This is a genomic window from Thauera aminoaromatica (assembly GCF_000021765.1).
Taxonomy (GTDB): domain Bacteria; phylum Pseudomonadota; class Gammaproteobacteria; order Burkholderiales; family Rhodocyclaceae; genus Thauera; species Thauera aminoaromatica.
In genome coordinates this window covers 1,700,050-1,718,942 of record NC_011662.2, presented here as the reverse complement: position 1 = coordinate 1,718,942, position 18,893 = coordinate 1,700,050, and the positions used below count along the sequence as shown (strand labels likewise).

The window sequence follows — 18,893 nt, the reverse complement described above, 5'->3', positions numbered from 1 at the left end:
GCATGAAGCGCGCGCGCCGTCCGTCCCCGCAGATACCTTCGGCGCCGCTCGGCCGCGCGCTCCTGATGCTCGCCGTGTTCGCCCCCCTGGGCGGCGCGGCCTTGCCGGTCGCCGCGCAGGCGATCGAATACCGCTCGGTCGCGGCTTCGACCCTGCTGCGCGAGCAGCCGGCGCCGGATGCCGAGGCGCTGTTCCGCCTGCGCCCGGGCACACCGGTCGAGATCGTCGTGCGCGAGGACGGCTGGATGCGCGTGCGCGACCCTGCCGGCGGGTTCGGCTGGGTCGAGGGCGGCGCCCTCGTCACGCGCCGGACGGTCATCGTCACCGCGGAGCGCGCGATCGTGCGCCGCGCCGCGCAGGAGACCGCCGCGCCCGCCTTCGAAGCCACGCGCAACGTCGTCCTCGAACTGCTCGAACCCGCCAGCGAGGGCTGGGCGCGCGTGCGCCACGTCGAGGGCTTCGAAGGCTACGTGCACGCCAGCGAGGTATGGGGACTGTGAGCCGCCGCCGCATCGCCGTGTTCGGCGCGGGCGCCTGGGGCACCGCGCTCGCCCAAGCCTTTTCCGCCAGCCACGAGGTGGTCCTGTGGGGCCGCGACCGCGGCCAGCTCGAAGAGATCGCCCGCATCCACGAGAACACCCGCTACCTGCGCGGTGTCCGCCTGCGCGACACGCTCGCGGTCGAGGCCGACTTCGCGCGCGCCGCAGCGCAGGCCGAGCTGCATCTGGTCGTCACCCCCCTCGCCGGCCTGCGCACCACGGTGCGCGAGCTGCGTCGGCTCGCTCCCGGGCGTGCGCTGCTGTGGGCCTGCAAGGGCTTCGAGGCCGGCACCGGCAAGCTGCCGCACGAGATCGTCGCCGAGGAGTGCGGCGCCGGGTCCGCGAGTGGCGTACTCACCGGCCCGAGCTTCGCCGCCGAGGTCGCGCGCGGCCTGCCCGCGGCGATCGCGCTGGCGGCACACGACGCCGATTTCGCCCGCCACTGGGTGGGCGTGCTGCACCAGCCCCGCCTGCGCATCTACGCCAACACCGATCTGGTGGGCTGCGAGGTCGGCGGCGCGGTCAAGAACGTCATGGCGATCGCCGCCGGCGTCTCCGACGGCATGGGCTTCGGACTCAATGCGCGCGCCGCCCTGATCACCCGCGGCTTGGCCGAGATCGCCCGCCTCGCGCGTGCGCTCGGCGCGCGCGGCGAGACCCTGATGGGCCTGGCCGGCATGGGCGACCTGATTCTCACCTGCACCGGCGACCTCTCGCGCAACCGCCGCGTCGGCCTGGCGCTGGCCGAGGGCAAGGGCCTCGCCGACATCCTGCGCCAGCTCGGCCACGTTGCCGAGGGCGTGTCGACCGCACGCGAGGTGGTCGGCCTCGCCCGCCGCCATGGCGTCGAGATGCCGATCTGCGAAGCCATCGACGCTCTCCTCCATCACGGACTCGACGCGCGCGGCGCCGTGGAGCGCCTGCTCGCACGCGACCCGCGCGCGGAGTGAGCGCGCGCGGCGCGGCTCGGCTCAGTCGCCCTGCGCGACGGCGCCGGCAAAGTCGTGCTGGCGCCAGCCCTCGTACACCACCACCGCCACCGCGTTCGACAGATTGACGCTGCGGTTGGTCGGGCGCATCGGGATGCGCACCCGCCGCTCGGGCGCGAACTCGCGCAGGATCTCCTCGGGCAGGCCGCGGCTCTCGGGACCGAAGAGCAGCGCATCGCCAGGCTGGAAATCCACACGGTCGTGACGCCGGCTCGCACGCGTGCTCATGGCGAACATGCGCCGCCCGGCGAGCACCTCGCGGCAGTGCGCCCAGTCGGGATGCACGGTCAGGCAGGTGAGATCGTGGTAGTCCAGGCCGGCGCGGGCGAGCTGCTTGTCCGACAGGTCGAAGCCGAGCGGCGCCACCAGATGGAGGCGGCAGCCGGTGTTGGCGGCGAGGCGGATCACGTTGCCGGTGTTGGGCGGGATCTCGGGCTGGTAGAGGACGATCTCGAACATCGCTGGATAGCCAAGGTTGGCCGGGTGCAGGTGCATGGCCGGGCGGAAATCGGCTGCGGCAAGACCGCTCCGCAAGCCGAAGCGAGTGCAGCGGAGCCGCCGGCCGGCGAGTCTAGCAGGCCGCCACCACCGCGGGCTCAAGAGGGCGAAGGCGTGCGCGCCACGACCAGGTTGCCGACCCAGCTCGCCCCTCGCCCCTTGAGGCAGCGCGCAAGCTCGTCGAGCGTGGCGCCGGTGGTCATCACGTCGTCGACCACGATCACCCTGCGCCCGCTCAGGTCCTCCACGCACTCGAAGGCGCCGCGCGGGCTGCGCAGGCGGGCCTCGCGGTCGAGCCCGGCCTGCGCCGGCAGGTCGCGCAGCTTGCGCACGACGGCGAGCCCGAGCGGCAGGTCGCGCGCACGCGCGAATCCGCGCGCCAGCTCCACCGCCTGGTTGAAGCCGCGCTCGGCGAGCCTGCGCGGATGCAGCGGCATCGGCAGCACGAGATCGGCCCCCGCGCCGTCTTCCGCAGCGAAATCGGCGCCGCATCGGGCCAACGCATCGCCAAGGTAACGGCCCACCGCGAGCTGGTGGCGGTACTTGAGGGCATGGATCATCGCGTCGACCGGGAAGGCGAAATCGAACACCGCCCGCGTCGCATCGAAGGCCGGCGCGCTGCGCCGGCAGGCGCCGCAACGGCCACCATCCAGGCCGGGCAGGCCGCATTGCGGGCACGCGGTGGAAGGACGCCGCGGCAGCTCGTCGGCACAGGCGGCACAGACGGCCTCGCCGCCGCTCGTCGCACCGCAGACGAAGCAGTCCTGCGGCGCGAGCACGTCCATCGCATGGTTGAACAGGACGCGGAGGGGATGCAGTGAATTTGACAAGATTTCCACCGATGGAAGAACATGCGGGCCTCGTAATTCGTAATTACAGCCTGGAAAGCATTACATGACAACGACTTCCGCGACGATCGAACGCCCCGCAGCGCCCCCGTCCCGCCACCAGTGGGCGACCGCCGAGGTCGAGGCGCTCTTCGAGCTGCCCCTGCTCGAGCTCGTCTTCCGCGCCCAGCAGGTGCATCGCAGCCACTTCGACCCGCAGGAAGTGCAACGCTCCACCCTGCTCTCGATCAAGACCGGCGGCTGCTCGGAAGACTGCGGCTACTGCTCGCAGTCCGCCCGCCACGACAGCGGTCTCGCCCGCCAGCGCCTGCTCCCGGTCGACGAGGTGCTCGCCAACGCGCGCGCGGCCAAGGCGCGCGGCGCCAGCCGCTTCTGCATGGGTGCCGCCTGGCGCGGGCCGAAGGACCAGGACCTCGCCCCGGTGCTCGAGATGGTGCGCGAGGTGAAGGCGCTCGGCCTGCAGACCTGCGTGACCCTGGGCATGCTGAAGGAAGGCCAGGCCGAGCAGCTCGCCGACGCCGGCCTCGACTACTACAACCACAACCTCGACACCGCACCCGACTTCTACGGCCGGGTGATCACCACCCACACCCTGCAGGACCGCCTCGACACCCTCGACAAGGTGCGCGGCGCCGGCATCAACGTATGCAGCGGCGGCATCGTCGGCATGGGCGAGAACCGCCGCCAGCGCGCCGCGCTGATCGCCCAGCTCGCCAACCTGCCGGCGCCGCCCGAGTCGGTGCCGATCAACAACCTGGTCCAGGTCCCGGGCACGCCGCTCGCGGGCGCCGGGGCGCTCGACCCCTTCGAATTCGTGCGCACGATCGCCGCCGCGCGCATCACCATGCCGAGCAGCTACGTGCGCCTGTCCGCCGGCCGCGGCGAGATGAGCGACGAGCTGCAGGCGCTGTGCTTCCTGGCGGGCGCCAACTCGATGTTCTACGGCGAGCGCCTGCTCACCACCGACAACCCCGACGCCGACCGCGACGACCGCCTGTTCGCGCGCCTCGGCCTGCGCGCAATTTGAGCGGCGAGCGCATGGACACCCCCACCCCCGGCCAGGACGTCAGCGCCCGGGACGCCCCCCCCGGGCAGGCCCCCGCCGCGCCGGGCTTCGCCCTCGACCGCAGCCTGCTGCGCCGCCGCTTCGAGCGCGCCGCGCCGCACTGCGACGGCGCCGACGCGCTGGCGCGCGAGGTCGCGCGGCGCATGGACGAGCGCCTCGACTACATCCGCCTGAGTCCGCAGCGCGTGCTCGACCTCGGCTGTGGCACCGGGGCAGACCTGCCGCGCCTGGCCGAACGCTTCCCCGCGGCCACCCTGCTCGCTGCCGACTTCGCGCCCGCGATGCTCGCCCGCGCGCGCGCGCGCCTGCGCCCGCAGGGCGGCGGGCTGCTGCGCCGCCTGATCGGCGGGCGCCCCGCCGCGGCGCCGCATTTCGTCGCCGACGCGTGTGCGCTGCCGCTGGCGCACGCCAGCCTCGGGCTGGTGTGGTCCAACCTGATGCTGCCGGCGCTCGACGACCCGCTGCCCGCCTTCCGCGAGGTGCACCGCACGCTGCAGGTGGACGGGCTCTTCATGTTCTCGACGCTCGGCCCCGACACCCTGCGCGAGCTGCGCGCCGCGCTGCCCGCCACGGCGGGTGAGCGGGTGCACCGCTTCATCGACATGCACGACCTCGGCGACGCGCTGGTGCAGGCCGGCTTCAGCGACCCGGTCATGGACATGGAGATGCTGACCCTGACCTACGCCGACCTCGACGGCCTCTTCGCCGACCTGCGCGCGAGCGGTGGCAACAACGCCGCCAGCACTCGCCCGCGCGGGCTCTCCGGCCGGACCGGCTGGGAGGCTGCGCGCGCCGCCTACGAGCGCCTGCGCCACGACGGCCGCCTGCCGGCGAGCTTCGAGATCATCCAGGGCCACGCCTGGAAGCCCGCCCCGAAGACCACCGCGGACGGACGCGCCATCATGCGCTTCCAGCCCCGCCCGCCCGCGCGCTGAGCCCCTCCTCCCCGCACGATCCTGCCCCGAGCGAAGAAGATGTCCTCCCGTCCCGTCTGGCTGTTCGACCTCGACAACACCCTGCACAACGCCAGTCCGCACATCTTCCCGCACATCAACCGCAGCATGACGCGCTACCTCGAGCAGCACCTCGGGCTCGCCCTCGACGAGGCCAACGCGCTGCGCATGCAGTACTGGCACCGCTACGGAGCCACCATGCTCGGCCTGATGCGCCACCACGGCACCGACCCCGACCACTTCCTCGTCGAGACCCACCGCTTCGACCGCCTGCACGAGATGATGGTGTTCGAGCGCGCGCTGCGCGGCATGCTGCGCGCCCTGCCGGGGCGGCGCATCGTGTTCTCCAACGCACCGCGCCATTACGCCGAGGCTGTGCTGGAGATCATGGGCGTGCGCCGCCTGTTCGAGGACGTGGTCGGCATCGAGGATCTCGACTACCACCCCAAGCCCGGCATCCGCGCCTACCGCGGCCTGCTCCAGCGCCGGCGCCTGAACGCCGCGCAATGCATCATGCTGGAAGATTCGGCCGTCAACCTGCGCACCGCCAAGCGCCTCGGCATGCGTACCGTGCTGGTGGGCGGCGGGCTGCGCACGCCGGCCTACGTGGACCTGCGCATCCCCAACATCCTCGCGCTGCGCCGCCAGCTCGGGCGGCTGCAGGTGCGCTGAGAAGAAGAACGCGTGCGGCCAGGAGCGCGCGCGACGGCGCTCGAGGCTGGCCGGCACGTCCGCGCTGGCTCAGTCGCGCAGCGCACGCTCCATCAGGCAGGCGTCCTCGCCATAGCCCGCCGGCAGCACCGCCGGCAGCGCGGCGAAGCCTTGGCGTGCCCAGAACGGCACCGCATCGGCGAGCGCCACCAGGCGCAGTCCGCGATGCCCCGCGGCGGCCGACCAGTCGCGCACGCGACCGAACAGCGCTGCCGCCACGCCCAGCCCGCGCGCCGCCGGCACCACCGCGAGGTCATGAACGAAGCCATGCCCGGCGCGTGCCGGCAAGGCTCGCAGCGGCGCATGCAGGGGCGGCGCGTCGGCATCGTCCCAGGGATGGGCGAACACGTAGCCCACCGCCGCACCGTCCGCCTGCGCGAGCCAGCACGCCTGCGGCGCGAGTTCGAGCTTGCGCCCGAGCACCGCGGCCGACTCCTGGTAGCCGTCGCCGTAGGCCGCGCGCTGGATCGCCAGCACGTCCGGCAGGTCGGCCGCGCACAACGGCCGCAGGACCGGCCGCGCCGTCATCAGGCGCCGGCCTTAAGCCAGCGCGCCGCGTCGAGCGCGAAATAGGTCAGGATGCCGTCGGCGCCGGCGCGCTTGAAGGACAGCAGGGCCTCGAGCGCGCACGCCCTCTCGTCCAGCCAGCCGTTGGCCGCGGCGGCCTTGAGCATGGCGTACTCGCCGCTGACCTGGTAGGCGTAGGTCGGCACCTGCAGCTCCTGCTTCACGCGGCGCACGATGTCGAGGTAGGGCATGCCGGGCTTCACCATGAACATGTCGGCACCCTCGGCGATATCGAGCTCGACCTCGCGGAGGGCCTCGTCGCTGTTGCCCGGGTCCATCTGATAGGTGTGCTTGTTGCCCTTGCCGAGGTTGCCGGCCGAGCCCACCGCGTCGCGGAAGGGGCCGTAGAAGCTCGAGGCGTACTTTGCAGAGTAGGCCAGGATGCGGGTGTGGATGTGGCCCGCGCCGTCCAGCTCGGCGCGGATGCGGCCGATGCGGCCATCCATCATGTCGGAAGGCGCCACGACATCGGCGCCGGCCTGGGCGTGGCACAGGGCCTGCTTGGCGAGCGCCTCCAGGGTCTCGTCGTTCATCACGTAGCCGCGCGGGTCGGCGGGGTCGATGAGACCGTCCTGGCCGTGGCTGGTGTAGGGATCGAGCGCCACGTCGGTGATCACGCCCAGGTCGGGGAAGTTCGCCTTGAGCGCCTGCACGGTGCGCGGCACCAAGCCCTCCGGATTCCAGGCCTCCTCGGCGCCGGGGGTCTTGCCGGCGCGGTCGATCACCGGGAACAGCGCGAGCGCCGGCACGCCCAGGCGCATCGCCTCCTCGGCCACGCCCAACAGCCGGTCGATGCTCACACGCTCGACACCGGGCATCGAGGGCACGGCCTCGCTGCGGTCGGTGCCGTCGAGCACGAACACCGGATAGATCAGGTCGTTGGCGGTGAGTACGTGCTCGCGCATCAGACGGCGGGAAAATTCGTCACGGCGCATGCGGCGCATGCGGGTCGCGGGAAAGGCTCCAGTGGGTCGCATCTCGGTCTCTAGCAGGTCGTTGTGGAACGTGCGGCGGGGACGTGCGGCGGCGGGCGCCGACCGCAGGGCGCGCGCGGATCACCTCACGCACGGCCAGCGCAACCGCGCACGCCGGCAGGGCCGTGCGCGCGGCTTGCGGAACTTTCACGTCAGGAGCTCATCTTAGCAGGCAGATGGCGCCGTGCCCCCAGGCCGGCCATCTCCCGCTTCACCTCCCTGAGCGGGTGCCTCACGCCTGGTGAGGCATTTTCGCCCCCGACTACGTCCCCTGGTCGGGGGCTTTTGTTTATGCGCCCGGCGGCGCATCGACCGCGCCGGCAGGCCTGTCGGCGAGGTCGCCGCCCACCGTGCCGGCTGGCACCAGCCAGCCGCCGATCACGCGCTCGACCTCCTCCACCCCGCTCTTCTTCAGGCTGGAAAACAGCTGCACGGTGACCTGCGGCCCGAGCGGCTCGAGCGCGCGACGCACCTCCTGCAGGGTCGCCGCGGCGGCGCCGCGCGAGAGCTTGTCGCTCTTGGTGAGCAGCACGTGCATCGGCCTGCCCGAGGGCGCGAACCAATCGATCATGTTGCGGTCGAGAGGCGTGAGCGGATGGCGGCTGTCCATGATCAGCACGAGTCCGATCAGGCTCTCGCGGGTACGCAGGTAGGTCTCGATCAGCCCCGACCACTGGCGGCGGATCTTCTCGGGCACCGCGGCGTAGCCGTAGCCGGGCAGATCGACGAGCAGCGCGCCGTTGTTGAGACGGAAGAAGTTGATCAGCTGCGTGCGCCCGGGCGTCTTCGACACGTAGGCCAAGCGCACGTGACCGGCGAGGGTGTTGATCGCGCTCGACTTGCCGGCGTTGGAGCGCCCGGCGAAGGCGATCTCCGCGCCCGAGGGCGGTGGCAGGCCCGAAGGCTTGGCGATCGAGATTTCGAATGTTGCGTTGCGGAACAGAGGCATGGAGGAAGATCACTGAAAACCGCGCCTTGCGCGGCGAACAGACCTCATCGCATCGCGCAATCAGGCGTTCGTGTATTAGAATACCGCGTTTGAAACAATCACTCACGGCTTTCCGAGGACATCATGATCAAGCGTTCCCTGCTGCTCTCGTCGCTTCTGCTGGTCGCCGGCGGCCTTCAGGCCCAGGACCAGGCCCCGGACCTCGAAAAGGCCAAGCAGACCGCCGAGACGGTCTGCGCGGCCTGTCACAGCGCCGACGGCAACAGCCAGCTCCCGGCCAACCCCAAGCTTGCCGGCCAGCACGAGGATTACCTCTTCAAGCAGCTGCGCGAGTTCAAGGGCTGGAACGGCAATCCGCCGGTGCGTGAGAACGCGATCATGGGCGCGATGGTCGCCGGCCTCGAGGAAGCCGACATGCGCGGCCTCGCCAAGTACTTCGCCAGCTTCGAGCAGAAGCCTGAGCCGGCCAAGAGCCTCGGCACCATCGACCTCGGCCAGAAGATCTGGCGCGCGGGCATCCCCGCCAAGGGCGTCCCCGCCTGTGCCGCCTGCCACGGCCCCGCCGGAGCGGGCATGCCGGCGCAATATCCGCGCCTGTCCGGCCAGTTCGCCGAATACACCGAAGCGCAGATGAAGGCCTTCCGCGACGGCGTGCGCGCAAACGACCCGAACGGCATGATGCGCACCATCGCGCTCAAGATGACCGATCCGGAGATCAAGGCCGTCGCCGACTACGCGACCGGCCTGCGCTGACCCTGCGCCAGCCCTGCGCAGCCCCCACCGCCGAGCCGCGTGGGGGCGGGCGGGGGCGATCGTCTGCATCGCGCGCCCGCGCCGCACGCCCTGCGACGCTGGCGTCCGTCTTTCTCCGAGGTCCGGATGCATAGCGGCATCGCGCGCGCCCTCTTCGAGCTCTTCAGCTCGATGCGTTTTGCCATCTCCCTGCTGACGATCCTGTCGATCGCGTCGGTAGTGGGAACGGTCGTTCGCCAGAACGAACCCTTCAACGCCTATCTCAACCAGTTCGGTCCGTTCTGGTTCCCCGTCTTCGAGAAGCTCGGCCTGTACTCCGTGTACAACGCCGGCTGGTTCCTCGTCATCCTCGCCTTCCTGGTGCTGTCGACCACGCTGTGCATCGTGCGCCAGACCGCGCCGATGCTGCGCGAGATGCGCAGCTTCCGCGAGCGCGCGCGCGAGGCCTCGCTGCGCAGCTTCGCCCACCGCGTCAGCCTCGTGCCCGCGCAGCCCCCCGCCGACGCGGTGGAGCGCGCGCAGGCCTACCTCGCGCACGCCGGCTTCACCAGCCGGGTCGCCGACAACGGCGAAGGCACCCTGCTCGCCGCCCGCCAGGGCAGCGCCGGACGCATCGGCTACTTCCTCGCCCACGGCGCGATCGTGCTGATCTGCATCGGCGGCCTGCTCGACGGCAACCTGCCGCTGCGCCTGCAGGTGTGGCTGGGCGACAAGCACACCACCGCGGGCGACCAGGTCATCGCAAACATTCCACCGTCGGCCCGTCTCGGCACGGGCAACCCGAGCTTCCGCGGCGACGTCTTCATCCCCGAGGGCCGCAGCACCAGCTTCGCGGTGCTCGGCCTGGCCGACGGCATCCTGCTGCAGGAACTGCCCTTCAACGTCACGCTCGACAAGTTCCACATCGAGCACTACCAGAACGGCATGCCCAAGCGCTTCGCCAGCGACATCCGCATCACCGACCGGTCGAGCGGCCAGACGACGCGGCACACCATCGAGGTCAACCACCCGCTCACCGTCGACGGCATCACCCTCTACCAGTCGAGCTTCGAGGATGGCGGCTCGAAGCTGGCGATCAAGGCGCGCAGCCTGCTGCCTGGCCGTCCCGGGGTGCTGCGCGAGATCGAGGGCGTGGTGGGCGAAAGCCTGGCGTTCGCCGACGGCGCCGCGGGCTTCTCCTATACGCTGGAATTCACCGACTTCCGGGCCTTCAACGTCGAGGACATGCGCGGCAACGAGGGCGGGCAAGGCGACGAAGGCGAGGCCGCGCCGCGCGGCATGGACAAGCTGCAGCGCCACCTCGGCAGCGGCGCCAAAGGCGCGGAGGTGCGCGACCTGCGCAACATCGGCCCCAGCTTCACCTTCAAGCTGCGCGACCCCGCCGGCCAGGCGCGCGAGTTCCACAACTACATGCTGCCGATCGAGCAGGGCGGGCGCTGGTTCCTCTACACCGGCCTGCGCGACGCGCAGGCCGACGCCTTCCGCTACATGCGCATCCCCCTCGACGAGCGCGGCGGAGTGGATGCCTGGTTCGCGATCCGCGACCGCCTGCTCGACCCCGCGCAGCGCGACGCTCTGGTCGCCCGCTTCGCCGCGCGCAGCTTCCCCGCCGGTCGCGGCCAGGACGCGATGCGCGAGGCCCTGGTGCAGTCGGCCCGGCAGACCCTCGGGCTGTTCGCCGAGAAGGGCTACGAGACACTCGGCGGCTTCATCGAGAAGTCCGTGCCCGAGGCCGAACGCGGCCCGGCCGCCGACGTGCTGGTGCGCATCCTGCAGGGGCTCGCCTGGGAGGCATGGATGCTGCACCGCGAGGCCGGTGGCGAACCGCCGCTGCAGCTCGACCCGGCGCGCGCCACCTTCGTCAACGACACCATCGCGGCGATCTCCGACAGCCAGTTCTACGGCGCGCCTGCCTGGCTTCAGCTCGACGGCTTCGAAGAGCGTCACGCCACCGTGCTGCAGGCGACGCGCTCGCCGGGCATGCCGCTCGTCTATCTGGGCGCGCTGCTGTTGGTGCTGGGCGTGTTCGCGATGCTCTACATCCGCGAACGTCGCCTGTTCGTGCTGGTGAAGCCGAACGAGGCGCTGGTCGCGATGTCTTCCAATCGCAGGGCGCTCGACGTCGACGAGGCCTTCCGCCAACACGTCGAAGGCCTCGCCGCCATGCTCGGCGCCCCCGTGCCCGCATCCGAACCCCGAGAAAGTGCATGATGGAAATCGCCCGCCCCTCCCCCGCCACCCCGGCCGGTCCGGCCCCCGCCGCGCTCCGGCCGCACACGCCGCTGCTGCGCCGGCTCGGCGCCTTCGACTGGCTGTACGCGCTCGCGCTGATGCTGGGCGCGGCCTTCGCGCTCGTCCGCTACCACCCGGTGATGGACGTATACGACGATCTCATCCTGGTGCTGCAAGTGCCGGTGCTCGCCGTGATCGGCTGGCAGTGGAAGCCCTTCCGCGCCTTCCTCGCCGCGGTGGCGCTGCTTGCGCTGGCGAGCATCGCGCTCTACCAAGGCGATCTCGCGCGCGCCGAGCAGACCTTCCTGCTCAAGTACCTGATCTCCAGCCAGACCGCGATCATGTGGATGAGCGCGCTGATCTTCATCGCCACGGGCGCGTACTGGCTGGGCCTGCTCGCACGCAGCGACTTCGCCGAGCGCACCGGCTCGGCGCTGACCTGGATCGCCGCGGTCATGGGCACCACCGGCCTCTTCGTGCGCTGGTACGAGTCCTACCTGCTCGGCCCCGAGATCGGCCACATCCCGATCAGCAACCTGTACGAGGTCTTCGTGCTGTTCGCGCTGATGACGGCGCTGCTCTACCTCTACTACGAGGGTCGCTACGCCACGCGGCGCATGGGCGCCTTCGTGATGATCGTGATCTCGGCCGCGGTGGCCTTCCTGCTCTGGTACACCTTCACCCGCGAAGCGCACGAGATCCAGCCGCTGATCCCGGCGCTGCAGTCCTACTGGATGAAGGTGCACGTGCCGACCAACTTCATCGGCTACGGCGCCTTCGCGGTCTCGGCCATGGTCGGCACCGCCTACCTGCTCGCCGAGCGCGGCATCCTCGCCTCCCGCCTGCCGCCCTTGCGCGTGCTCGAGGACGTGATGTACAAGGCGATCGCGATCGGCTTCGCCTTCTTCACCATCGCCACCATCCTCGGCGCGCTGTGGGCGGCCGAGGCCTGGGGCACCTACTGGCAGTGGGACCCGAAGGAGACCTGGGCGCTGATCGTGTGGCTCAACTACGCGACCTGGCTGCACATGCGCCTGACCAAGGGCCTGCGCGGCGCGGTGCTGGCATGGTGGGCGGTGGTGGGCCTGCTCGTCACCACCTTCGCCTTCATCGGCGTCAACATGTTCCTGACCGGCCTGCACTCCTACGGTGCGCTGTGAGCGCGCCGGGGCTCGCAGCGCGGTCGCCCATCGAGGACGGACCCGAAGCATGAATCCCAATCCCGCAGGCGGCGACGACCGCAGCTTCCTCGCCGTCGATGCCGCGCGCGCCGCGATCCTCGGCGCGCTCACCCCGATCGCCGGGCGCGAGCGCGTCGCGGTACGCGCCGCGCTCGGCCGCGTGCTCGCCGAGGACGTGATCGCGCCGTGCAACGTGCCCGCGCACGACAACTCCGCGATGGACGGCTACGCGGTGCGCGCCGCCGACCTCTCGGCCGATGGCGAGAGCGCGCTCGCGGTGGTCGGCACCGCCTTCGCAGGCCGACCCTTCTCGGGCATGGTCAGCGCCGGCCAGGCCGTGCGCATCATGACCGGCGCCACCATCCCTCAGGGCGCCGACACCATCGTCGTGCAGGAAGTCGCCCGTCGCGAGCACGAGCGCGTGTTCATCCCCATCGGGCAGAAGAAGGGCCAGAACCTGCGCCGCGCCGGCGAGGACCTCGCCGAGGGCGGGGTCGCGATCCCCGCGGGCAAGCGCTGCGGTCCCGCCGAACTCGGCCTGATCGCCTCGCTCGGCATCGCCGAGGTGTGCGTGCGCCGCCGCCTGCGCGTGGCGGTGATGTCCACCGGCGACGAGATCGCCTCGATCGGCCGCCCGCTCGGCCCCGGCGAGGTCTACGACAGCAACCGCTACACCCTGCACGGCGTGCTCACCCGCCTGGGCTGCGAGCTCCTCGACCTCGGCGTCGTGCCGGACCGCCCGGAGGCGCTCGAGGAGGCCTTCCGCGAGGCCGCCCAGGCCGCCGACGTGATCATCACCAGCGGCGGCGTGTCGGTCGGCGAGGCCGACTTCATCCGCGAGATGATGAACCGCATGGGGGAGGTGGCGTTCTGGAAGCTCGCGATCAAGCCCGGGCGGCCGATGGCCTTCGGCCGCATCGGCGATGCGGTGCTGTTCGGGCTGCCCGGCAACCCGGTGGCGGTGATGGTCACCTTCTACCAGTTCGTGCAGGACGCGCTGCTCCAGCTCATGGGCGTCGCACCGCTGCCCGCGCCCGAGCGCTTCCCCGTGCGCGCCGCCTTCTCGATGCGCAAGCAGCCGGGTCGCGTCGAGTACCTGCGCGGCCGCCTGCAGCGCAGCGGCGAGGCGCTTGCCGTGGCGCCCGCCGGCGCCCAGGGCTCCGGCGTGCTGAGCTCCATGTCCGAGGCCGACTGCTTCGTCGTGCTGCCGGCCGACTGCACCGCCGTGAGAGAAGGCGACACCGTCCTCGTGCAACCCTTCCACGGCATCGTCTGAGCGGCCGGCTTCCCCCTCCCCCTTTCCCCTTCCCACCTCATCCCTTCCTCGCGCACATGACCCAGGACGAACTCAAGAAAGCCGCCGCCTACGCCGCTCTCGACCACGTGGTCGAAGGCAGCATCGTCGGCGTCGGCACCGGCTCCACCGTCAACCACTTCATCGATGCGCTCGCCGGCATGCGCGATCGCATCCGCGGCGCGGTCTCCAGCTCCGAAGCGAGCACGCAACGCCTGCGCGCGCACGGCATCGAGGTGTTCGACCTCGACGGCATCGAGTCGCTGCCGGTGTATGTAGACGGCGCCGACGAGATCGACGGCGGCTTCGCGATGATCAAGGGCGGCGGCGGCGCACTGACCCGCGAGAAGATCGTCGCCGCAGTGTCCGAGCGCTTCGTGTGCATCTGCGACGCGAGCAAGAAGGTCGAGGTGCTCGGCCGCTTCCCGCTGCCGATCGAGGTGATCCCGATGGCCCGCAGCCACGTCGCCCGCGAGCTGCGCGCGCTCGGCGGCGAGCCCAGGCTGCGCGAGGGCTTCGTCACCGACAACGGCAACCTGATCCTCGACGTGCATGGGCTGTCGATCACCGACCCCGTCACCATCGAGATGCGGATCAACCAGATCGTCGGTGTGGTCACCAACGGGCTCTTCGCCGTGCGCGGCGCCGACGTGCTGCTGCTCGCCGCCCCCGGCGGCGTGCAACGGCTGGACGCACGGTGAGCGACCTGCATGGCAGCCGTGTTGCAGGCAACAAAACCTTAACAATCGCCTGTTAGCCTGCGCGCTTCCCGGACTGGATCGTGGCGAACATGACAGAACACACTCTCAGACAGTACGACATCGAACTCGAAGAAATCCGCCGTGGCGTCCTCAACATGGGCGGCCTGGCGGAGGCGCAGGTCGTCAAGGCGATCGAGGGCCTGCGCAGCGGCCAGCTCGACCTGCTCGACACCGTGATCGAAGGCGACAAGCCGATCAACCTCGCGCAGGTCGAGCTCGACGACGACTGCAGCCACATCATCGCCAAGCGCCAGCCGGCCGCCGGCGACCTGCGCCTGGTGCTGGCGGTGATCAAGATCGCCTCCGACCTCGAGCGCATCGGCGACGAGGCGAAGAAGATCGCCAAGGCGGCGCGCCGCCTGCACAGCGCCGAAACCCCCTTCGTGCCGCGCGTGGGCCTCACCCAGGCGGTGGAGCTCGCGCTCGAACTGCTGCGCGCCTCGCTTGACGCCTTCGCGCGGGTGAATCCGGAAGGCATCGAGGACCTGCGCCGCAAGGACGCGGAGATCGACGCCGGCTTCAAGGGCGTGATGCGCCAGCTCATCACCTACATGATGGAAGACCCGCGCACGATCTCGAGCTGCCTCGAGATGCTCTTCATCGCCAAGGCGATCGAGCGCGTCGGCGACCACGCGATGAACATCGCCGAGCACGTGGTGTTCGTGGCGCGCGGCGAGGACGTGCGCTTCGAGAAGTCGCAGGCGCAGCTCGGCAGGGGCTGAGGCGTCAGGCATGAAAAAGGGGAGCTTGCGGCTCCCCTTTTTTACATCGGCGATCCGGGCTTACGCCTGCGGCGGGACGTAGCCGGCCACCTGGTCGGCGCCACCTTCGAAGAAGTGCTTCTCCATCTGCTCGGCGAGGTACTTGCGCGCGCGCGCGTCCATCAGGTTCAGGCGGTTCTCGTTGATCAGCATGGTCTGGTACTTGACCCACTGCTGCCAGGCTTCCTTCGAGACGTTCTCGAAGATGCGCTTGCCGAGCGCGCCGGGCACCGGTGGCAGGTCCAGGCCTTCGGCCTCGCGACCGAGTTTCACGCAGTTCACCATGCGAGCCATTGTTCAATCCTCTCTGCTTGCGGGTTCATCGGGGTTCGAGGACGGCATTCTAGCCGATTCGTCGGCCCGCCTCCCGGACACCGCGGCGCGATTGCGCCCCTCCGACTTGGCGCGATAGAGCGCCTCGTCGGCGGCGGCGACCAGGGCCTCGCCCTCGCGCGCGTTGTCGGGAAAGCGCGCGATGCCCACGCTGGCGGTGACGCGCGCCGCGCGGCCCTCGAAGACGAAGCGCATCGCGCCCACCGTCTCCACCAGGCGGTGGGCGAGTTCGCACAGGCCCTCCGTGCTGCCCTCGGGCACGAGCAGGGCGAACTCGTCGCCGCCGATGCGGAACAAGGTCTCGTTGCGGCGCACGGTGCGCCCGAGTTCCCGCGCGAGGCGAACGAGCACCTCGTCGCCGGCCTGGTGGCCGAAGGAGTCGTTGATCGGCTTGAAACCGTCCAGATCGAAGGCGAGGAGGCCGAGCCGGCTGCCGCGACGCCCGGCGTCCGCGAGCATGCGACCGAGTTCTTCATGGAAGCGACGGCGATTGTAGAGACCGGTGAGTTCGTCGCGTTCGGCGAGCTCGACGAGCTGCATCGAGGTGCGCCGCGCCACGGTCACGTCCTCGTAGATCCACAGCCGGCCGATGCGCCGCCCGGCTTCCCCGCCCGCGACCACCGCCGAACGGTCGGTGGCGATGCGCCCGTCGGCGAACCGGAACTCGTACTCTTCGCTGATCGACTGCTTGGCCCGCACGGTGCGATGGATGTGGGCGAGATAGCCCGCCGGATCGGCGAGCACGACCGGCGCACGCTCCTTGAGCACCGCGTCGCGGCAGCCGACGAGCACGGTGTCGGGGGGATAGCCCCAGATCGCCAGCATCGCACGGTTGTGGTAGAGCACGCGGCGGTCGTGGTCGATGAACAGGATGCCGAGCCGGATCAGGTTCAGCAGCGCAGCCAGGCGCTGGCGCTCGTCGTTGCTGCGCACGAGGTAGAGCTCGCGCAGCGCCTCCTGGCGGCGCAGCTCGGCCACCGTCTCAAGCAGGGTGAATTCGGTCTCCTTGCGCGCCTGGATGTGCTCGGCCGACAGGCGCAGGCCGCCGTCGGCGCGCGGCCGCCAGTGCGTCTGCACCCAAACCGCCCGCCCATCCCGTGCGCGCAGGCGCAGCTCGAAGGCCTGGGCGGATTCCTCCGCAGCGACCCGCTGCGCCATCCGCCGGCAGAACACGCGATCGTCCTCGAACACCAGGAGTTCGAAGGGGTCGGCCGCCGCGACGCAATCCGCCGCCGTGAAGCCGGTAAGCGCCTCGATCGAGGGGCTGATCCAGCGCAGCGCGAGCCCGGGCAGGAAGATCGCCTCGACGCTGCGCACGCCGAGCGCGATCTCGGCGAGCAGTTCGGCGTCCTCCGCCTTGCCGGGTGCCGGGCAGGCGCTCATAGCGGCTTGACGAACACCTTCGAGCGACGCTGGAAGTTGTAGAGTTCGCGCTTCTGCCGCGGCAGGGCCTCGGGGCCGATCTCGCTGAAGCCGCGCTCGCGGAACCAGTGCGCGGTGCGGGTCGTGAGCACGAACAGGCGCTCGAGCCGCTGCACGCGCGCGCGCCGCTCGATGCGCTTGAGGAGCTGGTCGCCGAGACCGGCGCGGCGATACTCCGGCGTCACCGCCAGGCAGGCGAGCTCGGCGGCGTTGTCCTCGCTGAACGGATACAGCGCCGCGCAGCCCACCAGCACGCCGTCGTGCTCGACGACGGTGAAGCGCTCGATCTCCTGCTCCAGCAGCTCGCGCCCGCGCCGCACCAGGGTGCCGTCGGCCTCCATCGGCGAGATCAGCGCGACGAGAGCGGCAACGTCCTCGACCGTGGCCTCGCGCAGGCGGAACAGCGGGTCGCGCGACACCACCGTGCCGACGCCCGCATGCGTGAAGAACTCGAGCAGCAGGCCGCCGTCGAGGTCGTGATCGATCAGGTGGCAGCGCGCCACCCCCTTCTTCACCGCACGGATCGCGCACGGCAGGAACAGGTGCAGGTCTTCGGTGAGCCCCTCGCCCGTCTCGAGCTTGCCCTGCGCCTCGTCGGCGGTGACCGACTCGACGAGCTGGCCATCCTCGCCGAGCAGGCCGGGCGCATCGCACAGGTAGATCAGCTTCTCGGCCTTGAGCGCCACCGCCACCGCCTCGGCCACCTCCTCCATCGCGAGATTGAAGATCTCGCCCGCGGGCGAGACGCCGAGCGGGGTGATCAGCACCACGTTCTGCTGGTCGAGGTCGGCGTTGATCTCCTCGGCGATGATCTTGCGCACCGCGCCGGTGTATTGGTAATCGACGCCATCGACAACGCCCACCGGCCGCGCGGTGATGAAGTTGCCCCCGGTGACGCGGATGTAGCTGCCCGCCATCGGGGTGTTGGGCAGGCCCTGCGAGAGCAGCGCCTCGACCTCGAAGCGGGTCACCGCCATCGCCGACTTGACGCATTCGAGCGCATCGGCGTCGGTCACGCGCAGGCCGTGGTGGAAACGCGGCTCGAGCCCGCGGCGGGCGAGCTCGGCATCGATCTGCGGTCGCGCGCCATGCACCAGCACCAGGCGGATGCCGAGCGCGGCGAGCAGGTTGCAGTCGTAGGCAAGGCTTTGTGCGCGCTTGCCGGCGGCGACCTCGCCGCCGAAGCCGACGACGAAGGTGCGGCCGCGGAAGGCGTGGATGTAGGGCGCCGCGCCGCGCACCCAGGCCACGAACTGGGCCGTGGCGTCATCCACGCGTGGAACGGCCGGGGAAGGAGAGGAGGTTTCGGGACTGGAACTGCTGTTTTCGGCGCTCACGCATTCACCGCTGTTGGGGCCGGACACACATGGGGCGACCCGGCGGACTGGAATCGACGACGGATTCTAGCCCGGCCGGGCACCGGCGTGGAACGCGGGCGCGCGCGTTCAGCCCTTGTACGGTCCCGCCCCCAAGCCGATCGGCGCCGGCGCGGCGGCGACGAGCCTGGAGAAGATCTGCGCGAAGTCCTCCTCGCCCGCCCGGGCACTGGCGCGCGTGCCGCCGAGGGGATCGTCGGCGATGAAGCCGGCGTTGGCGCGCGCCCAGTCCTCTGCGGTGAAGTGCTTGCGGATCTGCGGCAGCACCTCGCGCTCCTCGGTCATCATGTGGTTGCGATAGAACGCGGCGTAGTCGTTGAAGGCGGTCTTGAAGGCCTCGAAGCCGCCGACGGGGTCCTGCGCGTAGCCCTTGACCGCGGCCTCGAGCACCGCGATGCGGGCGTCGGCCTGGGCGTGTTCGGCCTCGAGCCGGTCGAGCGCGGCGTCCGCGTCGTGCGTGCGGGCACGCAGCGGCCCGAACAGGAAGGCATCTTCCTTGGGGTGGTGGCGCTTCTCGGGGTAGGCGTCGAGGTAATGCACCATCGCCTCGAGCAGCTTGTGATCCGGGCGCAGGCGGCCGGCATCGATCTCGCCGATCATGTGCCGGATGGCGTGGATGATCGCCGCCAGCGACTGGTGTTCGTCCATCAGGATGCGCATCGCGTCCATGGTCTTGTCCTTTTCCG

At 70.8% G+C, this 18,893-nt stretch carries 20 protein-coding genes; 11 read left to right on the top strand and 9 right to left on the bottom strand.

The annotated features are described in order from the left end of the window. Positions 1-2 precede the first annotated feature (2 nt). Both TMZ1T_RS07585 and TMZ1T_RS07580 read left to right on the top strand, forming a co-directional pair. On the top strand, positions 3-500 hold the full coding sequence (locus TMZ1T_RS07585) for an SH3 domain-containing protein (RefSeq protein WP_012585073.1): 498 nt from the start codon (positions 3-5) through the stop codon (positions 498-500). After that, positions 488-1,489: an NAD(P)H-dependent glycerol-3-phosphate dehydrogenase gene (locus tag TMZ1T_RS07580; protein ID WP_012585072.1), complete on the top strand. Its 1,002-nt coding sequence runs from the start codon at positions 488-490 to the stop codon at positions 1,487-1,489. The genes TMZ1T_RS07585 and TMZ1T_RS07580 overlap by 13 nt, the downstream gene beginning before the upstream one ends. Positions 1,490-1,510: 21 nt before the next feature. Here the strand turns inward: TMZ1T_RS07580 and TMZ1T_RS07575 are convergent, their stop codons facing one another. Continuing rightward, complete coding sequence (locus TMZ1T_RS07575; RefSeq protein ID WP_004326033.1) at positions 1,511-1,987, bottom strand: tRNA (cytidine(34)-2'-O)-methyltransferase; 477 nt, start codon at positions 1,985-1,987, stop codon at positions 1,511-1,513. Between the two features lie 137 nt (positions 1,988-2,124). Then, positions 2,125-2,856 carry a ComF family protein gene (locus TMZ1T_RS07570; RefSeq protein ID WP_041589632.1) on the bottom strand — a complete coding sequence of 244 codons (732 nt, stop codon included), beginning with the start codon at positions 2,854-2,856 and terminating at the stop codon, positions 2,125-2,127. Between the two features lie 64 nt (positions 2,857-2,920). Between TMZ1T_RS07570 and bioB the strand changes: the two genes are divergently transcribed. From bioB to TMZ1T_RS07555, 3 genes are read left to right on the top strand one after another with little or no spacing between them, the layout of a single operon-like run. Continuing rightward, positions 2,921-3,901 (top strand): biotin synthase BioB, encoded by a 981-nt coding sequence (bioB, locus tag TMZ1T_RS07565; protein WP_004329059.1) that lies wholly within the window; start codon positions 2,921-2,923, stop codon positions 3,899-3,901. An 11-nt stretch (positions 3,902-3,912) separates the two neighbouring features. Continuing rightward, positions 3,913-4,875, top strand: coding sequence for a methyltransferase domain-containing protein (locus tag TMZ1T_RS07560; RefSeq protein ID WP_012585069.1), 963 nt, complete (start codon positions 3,913-3,915; stop codon positions 4,873-4,875). A gap of 39 nt (positions 4,876-4,914) precedes the next feature. Further along, positions 4,915-5,565 carry a pyrimidine 5'-nucleotidase gene (locus TMZ1T_RS07555; RefSeq protein WP_012585068.1) on the top strand — a complete coding sequence of 217 codons (651 nt, stop codon included), beginning with the start codon at positions 4,915-4,917 and terminating at the stop codon, positions 5,563-5,565. Positions 5,566-5,634: 69 nt separating this feature from the next. On the opposite strand, the gene TMZ1T_RS07550 is transcribed toward TMZ1T_RS07555, so the two are convergent. From TMZ1T_RS07550 to yihA, 3 genes are all read right to left on the bottom strand, one after another. Further along, positions 5,635-6,132 carry a GNAT family N-acetyltransferase gene (locus TMZ1T_RS07550; RefSeq protein WP_012585067.1) on the bottom strand — a complete coding sequence of 166 codons (498 nt, stop codon included), beginning with the start codon at positions 6,130-6,132 and terminating at the stop codon, positions 5,635-5,637. Next, positions 6,132-7,148, bottom strand: coding sequence for a porphobilinogen synthase (gene hemB, locus TMZ1T_RS07545; RefSeq protein WP_004326638.1), 1,017 nt, complete (start codon positions 7,146-7,148; stop codon positions 6,132-6,134). Before hemB ends, TMZ1T_RS07550 begins: the two co-directional genes overlap by 1 nt. Before the next feature lie 286 nt (positions 7,149-7,434). Beyond that, on the bottom strand, positions 7,435-8,094 hold the full coding sequence (gene yihA, locus TMZ1T_RS07540) for a ribosome biogenesis GTP-binding protein YihA/YsxC (RefSeq protein ID WP_012585066.1): 660 nt from the start codon (positions 8,092-8,094) through the stop codon (positions 7,435-7,437). Between the two features lie 123 nt (positions 8,095-8,217). Between yihA and TMZ1T_RS07535 the strand changes: the two genes are divergently transcribed. The 6 genes from TMZ1T_RS07535 to phoU all read left to right on the top strand — a co-directional run bounded on the left by TMZ1T_RS07535 (position 8,218) and on the right by phoU (position 15,037). Continuing rightward, positions 8,218-8,847 carry a c-type cytochrome gene (locus tag TMZ1T_RS07535; protein ID WP_012585065.1) on the top strand — a complete coding sequence of 210 codons (630 nt, stop codon included), beginning with the start codon at positions 8,218-8,220 and terminating at the stop codon, positions 8,845-8,847. Between the two features lie 126 nt (positions 8,848-8,973). Further along, on the top strand, positions 8,974-11,058 hold the full coding sequence (locus TMZ1T_RS07530) for a cytochrome c biogenesis protein ResB (protein ID WP_012585064.1): 2,085 nt from the start codon (positions 8,974-8,976) through the stop codon (positions 11,056-11,058). Continuing rightward, complete coding sequence (ccsB, locus tag TMZ1T_RS07525; RefSeq protein ID WP_012585063.1) at positions 11,055-12,239, top strand: c-type cytochrome biogenesis protein CcsB; 1,185 nt, start codon at positions 11,055-11,057, stop codon at positions 12,237-12,239. The genes TMZ1T_RS07530 and ccsB overlap by 4 nt, the downstream gene beginning before the upstream one ends. Positions 12,240-12,288: 49 nt before the next feature. Beyond that, positions 12,289-13,536 carry a molybdopterin molybdotransferase MoeA gene (moeA, locus tag TMZ1T_RS07520; protein WP_012585062.1) on the top strand — a complete coding sequence of 416 codons (1,248 nt, stop codon included), beginning with the start codon at positions 12,289-12,291 and terminating at the stop codon, positions 13,534-13,536. Between the two features lie 56 nt (positions 13,537-13,592). Next, positions 13,593-14,255 carry a ribose-5-phosphate isomerase RpiA gene (gene rpiA / locus TMZ1T_RS07515; protein WP_004313976.1) on the top strand — a complete coding sequence of 221 codons (663 nt, stop codon included), beginning with the start codon at positions 13,593-13,595 and terminating at the stop codon, positions 14,253-14,255. A gap of 89 nt (positions 14,256-14,344) precedes the next feature. Further along, positions 14,345-15,037 carry a phosphate signaling complex protein PhoU gene (gene phoU, locus TMZ1T_RS07510; RefSeq protein ID WP_004313978.1) on the top strand — a complete coding sequence of 231 codons (693 nt, stop codon included), beginning with the start codon at positions 14,345-14,347 and terminating at the stop codon, positions 15,035-15,037. Positions 15,038-15,097: 60 nt separating this feature from the next. Here the strand turns inward: phoU and TMZ1T_RS07505 are convergent, their stop codons facing one another. From TMZ1T_RS07505 to TMZ1T_RS07490, 4 genes are all read right to left on the bottom strand, one after another. Then, positions 15,098-15,370, bottom strand: coding sequence for an oxidative damage protection protein (locus tag TMZ1T_RS07505; RefSeq protein ID WP_004313981.1), 273 nt, complete (start codon positions 15,368-15,370; stop codon positions 15,098-15,100). Between the two features lie 3 nt (positions 15,371-15,373). Beyond that, positions 15,374-16,792: a diguanylate cyclase gene (locus tag TMZ1T_RS07500; RefSeq protein WP_004313982.1), complete on the bottom strand. Its 1,419-nt coding sequence runs from the start codon at positions 16,790-16,792 to the stop codon at positions 15,374-15,376. After that, positions 16,789-18,105 carry an amino-acid N-acetyltransferase gene (gene argA / locus TMZ1T_RS07495; protein ID WP_004313983.1) on the bottom strand — a complete coding sequence of 439 codons (1,317 nt, stop codon included), beginning with the start codon at positions 18,103-18,105 and terminating at the stop codon, positions 16,789-16,791. Before argA ends, TMZ1T_RS07500 begins: the two co-directional genes overlap by 4 nt. A gap of 171 nt (positions 18,106-18,276) precedes the next feature. Beyond that, the gene (locus TMZ1T_RS07490; protein ID WP_004313984.1) at positions 18,277-18,876 is read right to left on the bottom strand and encodes a hemerythrin domain-containing protein; all 600 of its coding nucleotides are present in this window, start codon (positions 18,874-18,876) and stop codon (positions 18,277-18,279) included. Positions 18,877-18,893 lie beyond the last annotated feature (17 nt).